This is a genomic window from Mesorhizobium sp. M7A.F.Ca.CA.002.04.1.1, from assembly GCF_004022805.1.
GTDB classification, from domain to species: domain Bacteria; phylum Pseudomonadota; class Alphaproteobacteria; order Rhizobiales; family Rhizobiaceae; genus Mesorhizobium; species Mesorhizobium ciceri.
In genome coordinates, this window is record NZ_RZPL01000143.1 from 1 (window position 1) to 9,793 (window position 9,793).

Here is a 9,793-nt window from a genome sequence, read left to right on the forward strand (position 1 = left end):
GCCTTGGTGGCTTCGAGGCAGAGTTCACCGACCTTCTGGAAATCGGCGTCCGTCGGCTGGCCTTTGCCGACGCCGGGGATCTGCAGGATTTTTGTGCGCAATTCGCTTGCCGCGGAGGCCGGGCGCGTCAAGGCGCCAAGTCCGGCGCCGGATGCGGCTGCGATCGCGGCCATGCTTGCCGCACCCTTCAATATGTCGCGCCTTGTGGCGCCGGCTCGAACCAGTTTGTCGTAAAGACCCGTTCTCATCGCCTATTCCTCCCAGAACATCAGTGTGAATAAATCGGCCAACTGTCGGACGCCGGAGCGCCAACGATGCTCCCGTTTCGGAAACGAATTAGGCAGGACCCCACCCTGCGTCGATTGAAGTTCCGATTGCGGATCGGGCACCGACATTTTGACCAGCGCCTGCCACTATTCTCACAACCCAACGCCGTGTCAACGAGAGCGGGTTTTTATCTATAAGGGACCGACTTGCCCTGGCAGGTCGCGTTGGTTAGCTTCTGCGCCTACGGCTAATGGAGCCGATGGGGGAGACATGGCGCAAGTCGCGATCAGCAAGGTGGCCAAGGCCTTTGGAACGGTCAAGGTTCTGCACGAAGTCAGCGTCGATATCGCAGACGGACAGTTCGTGGTGCTGGTTGGCCCTTCGGGTTGCGGCAAGTCCACGCTGCTCAGGATGGTGGCCGGGCTGGAGACCGTCTCCGCCGGCACGATCGCCATCGGCGACCGCGTCGTCAATCATCTGCCGCCGGCCAAGCGCGACATCGCCATGGTGTTCCAGAACTATGCGCTCTATCCGCACAAGACGGTCGAGCAGAACATGGCCTTCGCGCTCAAGCTCAGGAAAACCGATCCGGCCGTGGTCGCCGAGCGGGTCAAGCGCGCCGCCGACATCCTCGACCTCAATCCCTATCTGAAGCGCTATCCCCGCCAGCTTTCCGGCGGGCAGCGCCAGCGCGTGGCCATGGGCCGCGCCATCGTGCGCAATCCGCAGGTGTTCCTGTTCGACGAGCCGCTGTCCAATCTCGACGCCAAGCTGCGCGTGCAGATGCGCACCGAGATCAAGGAACTGCACCAGAGGCTGAAGACCACCACCATCTACGTCACCCACGACCAGATCGAGGCCATGACCATGGCCGACAAGATCGTTGTCATGCGCGACGGCCGCATCGAGCAGGTCGGCGCGCCGCTGGAACTGTTCGACCGCCCGGCCAACCTGTTTGTCGCCGGCTTCATCGGCTCGCCTTCGATGAACCTGCTCAAGGGCACCATGCGCAAGGGCGACAAGCCCGGTGTCGACATCGCAGGCACGCTGTTCCCGATCGGATCGGGCAATGCCGCGCAGGACGGTCAAGCGGTCGTCTATGGCGTGCGACCGGAGCACCTCGAGATCCATCCCGACGGCGTGCCGGCGAAGATTTCGGTGGTCGAGCCGACCGGCTCGGAAACGCTGGTGTTCCTGCGCTTCGGCGAAGGCGAGATGGTGGCGCTGTTTCGCGAGCGCCACGACTTCAAGCCGGGCGATACGCTGAAGCTGAAGCCAAGGCTCGACCAGATCCATCTTTTCGACGCAGAGACCGGCAAGCGTCTCTGATCCCAACTCACGAGGAATACCATGCTCAAAGGCATCAACCCGCTGCTCAATGCCGACGTGCTGCAGGCATTGCGGGCAATGGGGCATGGCGATGATCTGATCATCGCCGACACCAATTTTCCGTCCGATTCGGTGGCGCGCCAGACGGCGCTCGGCCGCGTGCTGCGCATCGATGCCTCGGCCGCGCAAGTGGTCAAGGCGGTGCTGTCGCTCTACCCGCTCGACACGTTCGTCGACGATTCGGCCGCGCGCATGGAAATCGTCGGCAAGCCGGACGAGATTCCTGCAGTGCAGAAGGAAGTGCAGAAGGAAGTCGATAAGGCCGAGGGCAAGTCGTGGCCGATGATCGCGGTCGAGCGCTACGCCTTCTACGAGCGCGCCAAACAAGCCTATTGTGTCATCCAGACCGGCGAACGCCGCTTCTATGGCTGCTTCGCCTTCCGCAAGGGCGTCGTGCCGCCGGATGCGGAGTAGCGGCATGGCTTCGGGCAAGCCGGTCGTCATATTGGGTGTGTTCGTCGCCGACACCGCCTACAGGGCGCAGCGGCAGCCGCGCATGGGCGAAACGATCCTCGGCACATCCTTCACGCTGGGTCCCGGCGGCAAGGGCTCGAACCAGGCGGTGGCCGCCGGCAAGCTCGGCGCCGACGTCACCTTCCTCACCCGCCTCGGCGTAGACCCCTTCGCCGACATGGCCAGGCAGACCTGGACGCAGGCGGGCGTCAAGGATGCCGTCATCGACACGCCGGAAAGCTACACCGGCGCGGCCTACATCTTCGTCGAGGAGACCACCGGCAACAACGCCATCATCGTCAGCCCCGGTGCTGCCATGCTGATCTCTCCAGCCGATATCGAAGCCAATGCCGCATTGATCAGCAATGCCGGCGTCTTTGTCACGCAGCTCGAACAGCCGATCGAAGCAGCCATGCGGGCGTTGGAGATCGCGCGTGGGGCAGGGGTGACGACGATCCTCAATCCGGCCCCTGCGGCAAAGCTTCCCGACCGCATCTACACGCTCTGCGACTACTTCACACCCAACGAGACCGAGACGGAGGAACTGACCGGGATGAAGGTGTCCTCGGTCGACGAGGCGCGAGCCGCTGCGGACAGTCTGCTCGAAAAGGGCGTCGGCACAGTCATCGTCACGCTCGGCGACAAGGGCGCGCTTTTGCACTCGAAAAATCGCTCCGACCATGTTCCAGCCGTCAGTGCCGGCCCGGTGGTCGAAACCACGGGGGCAGGCGATGCCTTCAATGGCGGGCTTGCGGCAGCACTTTCGAGGGGCGTGGAACCGCTGCAGGCGGTGCGCTTCGCTTGCGCCGTCGCCGGAATCTCGGTGACCCGGCCAGGGACTGCGCCATCCATGCCGACGCTGCAGGAGGTCGAGGCGCTGCTGGCGAGAGGATGATCTTGCGCGGCAAGACGTCTGCACGGGCCGAACGGACCTGAGTGACCTCAGGTCTCTTGGACCTCAGGTCTCTTGCAAGACAACATTTTTGACAATCAATGTCGACATTTCTCCAAAGCCAAGGGCTTGATACCCTTGAGAGAAATGGCGCGAGTGACGGGGCTCGAACCCGCGACCTCCGGCGTGACAGGCCGGCACTCTAACCAACTGAGCTACACCCGCGCATGGCGAACACGTGTCAGCCGTGTTCGTCGTTGGGGCGCTGGATAAGGGGTTCGCCACCGGGTGTCAAGCGCACCAAACCATCATAACAGCAAACAGGAGAAGGTTTTTTGACAGCCGGCGTTTTGTTGGCAAAACCGGCATCCAACCAGGGCGTCCTGCGCTCATTTGGCCTTGCGAAGCGGACCCTGACCGCTTAAAGGTCCGGCCCGGAGCGGGCGATTAGCTCAGTTGGTAGAGCGCTTCGTTTACACCGAAGATGTCGGCGGTTCGAGCCCGTCATCGCCCACCATTCACACGATCTCCGGTGCGCACGATCTCCGGTGCGGTTGTCAGCCGTTTGGCGACATAGATGCTGTGGTCCGGCAATCCCGGCTCCCGCAACACCGCGAATCCGATGGCCCTGTAGAAGCGCAGCGCGTTGTGATTGTCCGGCATCACTTCGAGGCAAAGCCCGCGTGAACCGAGCGCGGCGAGCCTTTGCTCGAGAAAAGCCATCGCCCGCCGGCCGATGCCTTTGCCACGCGCTTGCGACAAAAGGTCGATATGACCGTGCGAAGGGTAGGCAGCCAGGGCCGGCGGAATGGTGAAGTCGCGATGATGGATCTGGTGGCGAGCCCAGTCGCTGCCGCTCCAGCGTGCGCGGTCGGGTCCGGGATCGGTCACCTGCGCGCGAAGGCGCGGATACCACTTTGCTGCCAGGCCTGCATTGAAAGCCTTTGTGTCTTTTGCACCCAGCAGATAGCCCGCGGCGCCCGTTGGCCCATCGACGATGAAAGCGAGGTCGGGCTCCAGCACCTGGTAGGGGATGGTGTAGATCTGGCCCAACAGATCCGGAGCGTCTTCGCGACCGGTTGCATCCTGGCCGGCATCACCGGTCTTGAGGCAGATCATGGCAAGTGCTGGATGGTCGGCCTCGGTCGCCTGGCGCAGGAAGAAGCCATCGCCGAAATCGATGATCATGGCGGAACGAGCCGGAAATCGCTGCCTTCGGGCAGCAACTGGCCACCATCGACGACGATGGTCGTGCCGGTGATGTAACTGGCATCGTCCGAGGCGAGGAACAGGAAGGCATTGGCGACGTCGCGCGGGCTGCCGAGGCGGCCAAGCGGGATGGAATCCTCCATGTTCTTGATGAACGCCTCGCCGCGATGCAGCTCGATCGCTTCGGTCAGGATGTTGCCGGGCTCGACGCCGTTGACGGTGATGCCGTAGCCGGAGAATTCCAGTGCCGCGGCGCGGATGAAGCCGTTGATGCCGGCCTTGCTGGCCGAATAGTGGCCATGGCCCGGGCTGGTGACATGCGGACCGGTGATGGAGGAGGTGTAGAGCATGCGGCCGAAGCGTTGCGCCTTCATCGGCACCAGGGCCGCGCGGCTGGCATTGAAGGTGCCGCGCAGATTGACCGCCATGACGCGGTCCCAGTCGTCGGCGCTGGTGTTCTCGATCAGCTGCCAGGGATAGATGCCCGCATTCTGCACGATGATGTCGAGACGGCCATGCTGCTTCAGCGCCAGCGCCACGGCGGCCTTGGCGTCGCTCATTTGCGAGATGTCGGTGCGGATGAAGGGGACGCCCAACTCGCCAGCGGTCGCTTGCCCGGCCTCGACTTCGGTGTCGGCGAGCACCAGCCGCGCCCCCTCTTCGGCAAAGCGGAGCGCAATGCCCTTGCCGATGCCGCGGGCGGCGCCGACGATGAGCGCCACCTTGTCTTTTAGCCGTCCTGTCATGCGAGCCGTCCTGTCATGCGAGTCTTTGGCGAATGGTTTGCTTGAAGGCGTCGAGCAGCACCGCGGCCAGCACCAGCAGGCCATGAATCACCTGGGTGAAATTGGCCGGCAGGCCCATCAAATTGATCGCCGTGTTGATGGCCGAGAGCAAAAGCACGCCGGCATAGACGCCGGGGAGGGTGCCGACGCCGCCTTTGAGGCTGACGCCGCCGATGACGACCGCGGCGAAGGCGTTGAACAGCAAGCCGACGCCGAGATTGGCGGTGGCGCCCGACGGGCGGAACGCCAGCAGCCAGCCAGCCAGGCCGGCGATGGCGCCGGCGAGCACGAAGGCGATGATGAGATTGCGGTTCACCCGGATGCCGGCGCGGAAGGTCGCCGTCTCGTTGCCGCCGATCATCACCAGATGCCGGCCGAGCGGCGTCTTGGCCATGATCAGCGAAAAGACCACGAAACAGCCAACCGCGATCCAGGCGGTGAGCGGCAGGCCGACAAGGCGCTGGATGCCGAACCAGCGGATGGCCGGCGCCAGGTCCTGCGCCGAGCGGCCGCCCGACACGACCAACACGAGGCCGCGCACCCAGATGTAGGACGCCAGCGTGATGATGAAGGCGCTCATCTTCACCTTGACCACCAGATAGCCGTTGAAGGCGCCGATGAGACCCCCGACTGCCAGCGCCAGCAGCAGCGAAACCGGAACCATCAGCCACTCGGGATGCAGCTGCACGCCCATGCCGATGCCCGACGAGCAAAACAGGATGCCGACCGCCATGGCGCTGAGCGCTGCGACGGATTCGACCGACAGATCCATGTGACCGGCGATGATCACCAGCGCCAGGCCGATCGACATGACGCCGAGCACGCTCGAAGCCTCGATGATATTGGCGAAGATGCCGAGCTGAAAGTAGTTCGGGACGAAGATGGAGAAGACCACCAGCACGAACAGCAGCATGAACCAGACGAGGTTGTCGAGTACGAACTCCAGGGCTTTGCGTGTGCGCGGGTTCATGGGTTGATCCGGTTGGCGCCCCCGCGAAATCAACTCGATTTCGTCGGGTTCAGGCGCGGATTCAAATTCGCCACGGCATCCTTTCGGACGCGGCGGTGTGAAAGGCAGGCTCCGGGCCGCTACGGCCCGGAGCGCTTTCAGATGACTATTCGACCGACTTGACGGTGTCCGTCGGCGGCTTCTGGTTGCCCCAGAAGGCCGGATTATCGACGTTTTCCTTGGTGATCGCTGCACCGGGGATCTTGATGTTCGGACCCCAGGCTTCCTTGGTCACGGTCGATTTCAGGCCGAGCACGTCGTATTCGCCGGGCTTGATTTCCTGCTTCTTGACGATCTTGTCCATGAACATGGCGACAGCCGCGGCCTGCGCGTAAAGCGGCTGCTCGATTTCGGCGTTGAGCCAGCCCTTGCGGATCAGGTCGAGGCCGACCGGAGCGCCGTTCGAGCTCATCAGCATGACGTCGCCCGGCTTCTTGCCGGCCGCCTCGAGCGAGGCGACGGCGGCGACCGATAGGTGCGCGGCATGGCTGAAGATCAGGTCGATGTCGGGGTTGGCCAGCATCTGGTCGGCAACGATTGTGCCGGCATTGCTGGCTTCCCATTGCATGGCCGGAAGCGAGATGATCTTGACGTCCGGAAATGCCTTCATCTTCTCCTCAAAACCCTTCTGGATGTCGAGCGTGTAGGGATCGCCGGGGTCGCCGAGCACCTGCAGAACCTTGCCCTTCACCGAGCCGTTCTTGGCTTTCAGCAGCTTCTCGGCCTGATCCGCGGCGACGTAGCCGATCTCGACCGTTCCGGCGACAGAGGTGAAGTCGGACGGGGTCGAGGTGATCTGGCGGTCGAACTCGACCACCGGGATGCCGGCGGCGCGCGCGGCTTCGATGGACGGTTTCAGCGCATTGAAGTCGACTGCAGCCAGGATGATGGCCGCCGGCTTCAGCGCGATGACATCGTTCATCTGCGATTGCTGGGCGTCGGTCTTGTTGTCGGCGTTCAGCGTCTTCATCTCGTAGCCGGTCTGCTTCAGGAACAGTTCCAGCGCGCTCACCGAGCCGGTCTGGAACTCGTCCAGCAGGGTCGGCACCATATAGTAGACGATACCCTTGGACTGGGCGAATGCCGGCGTGAGCGTGGCAAAGGCCAGTGCAAGGATACCGAAGACAGCAAGAAGTATTCGCTTCATGTCGTTCGCTCCTCTTAAGCCGGACCCCTCTTTTGTCCCTCAGCCTGTCGGTCCGGCACCGGCAAGCGTCTCACCGGTGATCATGTTGATCACCGCGTCGGGACTTGTTTTATTGCGTGCGACATCGCCGGCCACGACGCCCTGGCGGATCACCACGATCCGGTCGGCGACCTGAAAAGCCTGCTGCATGATATGGGTGATGATGACGACGCCGATGCCCTGGTTGGCCACCTGGCGGATCATGTCGAGACCGCGCCGCGTCTGTTCGACACCGAGGGCGGCGAATGGTTCGTCGAGCAGCACCAGCTTGCCGCCCCAGTGCACGAAGCGGTTGAGTTCGATGGCTTGCCGCTGGCCGCCCGAAAGATGCTCGACATTGGCGCGCAGCGAGGGAATGCGGGTGCCGGCATTGGCCAGCGCCTTTCCGACGACGGCTTCCATGGCGCGCTCGTCAAGCACGGGAATGCCGAGAAACTTGCGGGTGATCTCGCGGCCCATGAAGAAATTGGCGACCACGTCGACGTTGGTGCACAGCGAGAGATCCTGGTAGACGGTCTCGATGCCGGCCGCCTTGGCCTCGGCCGGTGATTTGGCGAGGAATTCCTTGCCCTCGAACAGCATGCGGCCCGATGTCGGCTCCAGTCCGCCTGATATGATCTTCACCAGTGTCGATTTGCCGGCGCCGTTGTCGCCCAGCAGCGCCACGACCTCGCCCTTGTCGATCGAGAAGCTGATCCCCTTGAGCGCTTCGATCGCGCCATAGTTCTTGGTGACGTTGTCGAGCACCAGCAGGGGTTCACTCATGCCGCAATCTCCCTGCCTTTGAGAAGGTCGCGCTCGCGTTCGCGTTCGGCCGCGAACATCTGCCCGAAGCGAGGTGACAGAACCCCGGAAACCGCCAGGGCGGCGGCGCCGCGCAGCACGGAATGCTGTCCGCCGCGCGCGACCACGACCCTGGGCGTCGTGCGGTCCTTGCGGGCCGAGACGGAGTTGTGCAGGCCTGCGGCCGAACCAGCCAGCATTTCGAGCAGGTCGGTGGATGCCAGCCCGCCGAGGATGACCGTCTCCGGGTCGAACAGGTTCTCGATGACGGCGACGGCGTTGTGAAAGATCGGTGCGACTTCGGCCACCCAGTCGGCCTCGCTGCCGTTCCAGCGCCGGAGCGCCTCGAGCGACAAATATCTTTCGAGGCAGCCGCTGTTGCCGCACGGGCAGGCCTCGCCGCCGGGAATGACGGGAATGTGTCCGATCTCGCCGGCATTTCCCCAGGCGCCGCGCAAGGCGCTGCCGTCATGAACCATGACGCCGCCAAGGCCGACGCCGAAATAGAGATAGTAATATTCGGAAAACTGGGCGCCGAGGCCATAAAGGCGCTCGCCCATGGCGGCCGCGGCCATATCGGTTTCAAAGAAGGCCGGCAATCCGGTGGAGGCCGCCAGCCGTTCGCGCAGCGCGACATCCTTCCAGCCGGTCATGGTGGTCGGCCCCACGAAACTCATGGACTCCACGTCGAATGGGCCGGGCAGGGCCATGCCGACCCCCAGCACCCGTCCGCCAGCCCGCAGCCGGGTCAATTCCACCACCATCGCCCCGATCAACTCGAAGGCGCGGTCCGGCGTCGCGTTCGGCGCTTCGCGGTAGATGCTCTCGATCACGTCGCCGCTCAGATTGATCAAGGCGGCGCTGATACCAAGCGGAGTGATGTGGATACCCACGGCATAGCCGCCCTCGGGGTTGATCCGGAGCGTCGCCGGCGGCAGGCCGCGCCCCCTCGGCTCTTCGCGCAGCGACAGGATGTAGTCCTGATCTTCCAGTTCGCGAACGATGGTCGATACCGTCTGGACGGTGAGGCCGACGCGCCGGGCGATCTCGCCGCGCGCGATCGGCCCGTGCAGGCGGATGGACTCAAGCACGATGCGCCGGTTGTATGGCCGCCCGAACTCCTGATTGGTCCCCCGCAGTGCCATGCCTTGCGCCCCTTAGGAGAGGATAGCTTGGCACCGCTTATTTATTCAGTCAAATGGAATTCAAAAATAAATGATAATGAAACACAAATCTTGGGAAGGCCGGGTATGGACGTACCCGATTCAGGACCTGCCCACACGCCGCCCTGGCCGATTGCCGCCATGGCGAAACCTCTTCAATGGTGAGCGAACCCGCGACCGTTGATGACAAAGCAGGAGCAAAGATGATCGAATTGCCGTTTGCCCGCGACGAGTACCGACAGCGGCTTCGCAAGATCCGCACCGAGATGGCCAAGCGCGGTCTCGAGCTTCTTGTCGTCAACGACGTTGCCAACCAGCATTACATCACCGGTTATGACGGCTGGTCGTTCTACACGCCGCAAATGGTGCTGGTTCCAATCGAGGAGGTCGAGCCGGTCTGGATCGGGCGCGCCATGGATGCGGCCGGCGGTCTTCTGACAGCCTGGATGAAACCGGAAAACGTGGTCGGCTTTCCGGAAGACCATGTCCAGCGAGGCGATCGCCATCCCATGGACTGGATTGCGAACTGGATTGTCGCCAAGAGCTGGGGGAGTCGCCATATCGGCATCGAACTCGAAGCCTATTATTTCTCCCCCAAGGCGCACGCCCGGCTTGTCGCCGGACTTCCCAATGCAACATGGCACGATGCCGACCTGC

At 63.3% G+C, this 9,793-nt stretch carries 10 protein-coding genes, 2 tRNA genes and 1 pseudogene; 5 read left to right on the forward strand and 8 right to left on the reverse strand.

Annotation, left to right across the window (positions count from 1 at the left end):
- A pseudogene (locus tag ENZ75_RS10280) lies at positions 1 to 248 on the reverse strand (sugar ABC transporter substrate-binding protein); the annotation flags it as partial.
- A gap of 289 nt (positions 249 to 537) precedes the next feature.
- Here ENZ75_RS10280 and ugpC point away from each other — a divergent pair.
- From ugpC to rbsK, 3 genes are read left to right on the forward strand one after another with little or no spacing between them, the layout of a single operon-like run.
- Positions 538 to 1,596, forward strand: coding sequence for a sn-glycerol-3-phosphate ABC transporter ATP-binding protein UgpC (ugpC, locus tag ENZ75_RS10285; protein WP_024504587.1), 1,059 nt, complete (start codon positions 538 to 540; stop codon positions 1,594 to 1,596).
- Positions 1,597 to 1,617: 21 nt separating this feature from the next.
- The gene (locus ENZ75_RS10290) at positions 1,618 to 2,070 is read left to right on the forward strand and encodes an RbsD/FucU family protein (RefSeq protein WP_027162392.1); all 453 of its coding nucleotides are present in this window, start codon (positions 1,618 to 1,620) and stop codon (positions 2,068 to 2,070) included.
- A 4-nt stretch (positions 2,071 to 2,074) separates the two neighbouring features.
- Positions 2,075 to 3,004 carry a ribokinase gene (rbsK, locus tag ENZ75_RS10295; RefSeq protein WP_063167793.1) on the forward strand — a complete coding sequence of 310 codons (930 nt, stop codon included), beginning with the start codon at positions 2,075 to 2,077 and terminating at the stop codon, positions 3,002 to 3,004.
- A gap of 145 nt (positions 3,005 to 3,149) precedes the next feature.
- On the opposite strand, the gene ENZ75_RS10300 is transcribed toward rbsK, so the two are convergent.
- Positions 3,150 to 3,226, reverse strand: a tRNA-Asp gene (locus ENZ75_RS10300).
- A gap of 216 nt (positions 3,227 to 3,442) precedes the next feature.
- On the opposite strand from ENZ75_RS10300, the gene ENZ75_RS10305 reads away from it, so the two are divergent.
- Positions 3,443 to 3,518 (forward strand) — tRNA-Val (locus ENZ75_RS10305).
- Here ENZ75_RS10305 and ENZ75_RS10310 read toward each other — a convergent pair.
- From ENZ75_RS10310 to ENZ75_RS10335, 6 genes are all read right to left on the reverse strand, one after another.
- Complete coding sequence (locus ENZ75_RS10310; RefSeq protein ID WP_063167794.1) at positions 3,506 to 4,189, reverse strand: GNAT family N-acetyltransferase; 684 nt, start codon at positions 4,187 to 4,189, stop codon at positions 3,506 to 3,508. The genes ENZ75_RS10305 and ENZ75_RS10310 overlap by 13 nt on opposite strands.
- Entirely contained in the window at positions 4,186 to 4,956 is a 771-nt protein-coding gene (locus tag ENZ75_RS10315; protein ID WP_063167795.1) for an SDR family NAD(P)-dependent oxidoreductase, read from the reverse strand. Before ENZ75_RS10315 ends, ENZ75_RS10310 begins: the two co-directional genes overlap by 4 nt.
- A gap of 13 nt (positions 4,957 to 4,969) precedes the next feature.
- Complete coding sequence (locus tag ENZ75_RS10320; RefSeq protein ID WP_128278076.1) at positions 4,970 to 5,965, reverse strand: ABC transporter permease; 996 nt, start codon at positions 5,963 to 5,965, stop codon at positions 4,970 to 4,972.
- Between the two features lie 145 nt (positions 5,966 to 6,110).
- Positions 6,111 to 7,151: a sugar ABC transporter substrate-binding protein gene (locus ENZ75_RS10325; RefSeq protein WP_013532176.1), complete on the reverse strand. Its 1,041-nt coding sequence runs from the start codon at positions 7,149 to 7,151 to the stop codon at positions 6,111 to 6,113.
- Positions 7,152 to 7,190: 39 nt separating this feature from the next.
- Positions 7,191 to 7,955, reverse strand: a complete 765-nt coding sequence (locus ENZ75_RS10330; RefSeq protein WP_063167797.1) for an ATP-binding cassette domain-containing protein — start codon at positions 7,953 to 7,955, stop codon at positions 7,191 to 7,193.
- A complete protein-coding gene (locus ENZ75_RS10335) occupies positions 7,952 to 9,118 on the reverse strand; it encodes an ROK family transcriptional regulator (protein ID WP_063167798.1) in 1,167 nt (388 codons plus the stop codon). Before ENZ75_RS10335 ends, ENZ75_RS10330 begins: the two co-directional genes overlap by 4 nt.
- 221 nt (positions 9,119 to 9,339) lie before the next feature.
- Between ENZ75_RS10335 and ENZ75_RS10345 the strand changes: the two genes are divergently transcribed.
- The coding region (locus ENZ75_RS10345; RefSeq protein WP_206617026.1) for an aminopeptidase P family N-terminal domain-containing protein at positions 9,340 to 9,793 on the forward strand (454 nt) is incomplete at its 3' end.

Coding starts and splice junctions, on each gene's coding strand:
- ENZ75_RS10325 (WP_013532176.1), bottom strand. CDS start 7,151: ATGAAGCGAATACTTCTTGCTGTCTTCGGTATCCTTGCACTGGCCTTT.
- rbsK (WP_063167793.1), top strand. CDS start 2,075: ATGGCTTCGGGCAAGCCGGTCGTCATATTGGGTGTGTTCGTCGCCGAC.
- ENZ75_RS10330 (WP_063167797.1), bottom strand. CDS start 7,955: ATGAGTGAACCCCTGCTGGTGCTCGACAACGTCACCAAGAACTATGGC.
- ENZ75_RS10290 (WP_027162392.1), top strand. CDS start 1,618: ATGCTCAAAGGCATCAACCCGCTGCTCAATGCCGACGTGCTGCAGGCA.
- ENZ75_RS10310 (WP_063167794.1), bottom strand. CDS start 4,189: ATGATCATCGATTTCGGCGATGGCTTCTTCCTGCGCCAGGCGACCGAG.
- ENZ75_RS10335 (WP_063167798.1), bottom strand. CDS start 9,118: ATGGCACTGCGGGGGACCAATCAGGAGTTCGGGCGGCCATACAACCGG.
- ugpC (WP_024504587.1), top strand. CDS start 538: ATGGCGCAAGTCGCGATCAGCAAGGTGGCCAAGGCCTTTGGAACGGTC.
- ENZ75_RS10315 (WP_063167795.1), bottom strand. CDS start 4,956: ATGACAGGACGGCTAAAAGACAAGGTGGCGCTCATCGTCGGCGCCGCC.
- ENZ75_RS10320 (WP_128278076.1), bottom strand. CDS start 5,965: ATGAACCCGCGCACACGCAAAGCCCTGGAGTTCGTACTCGACAACCTC.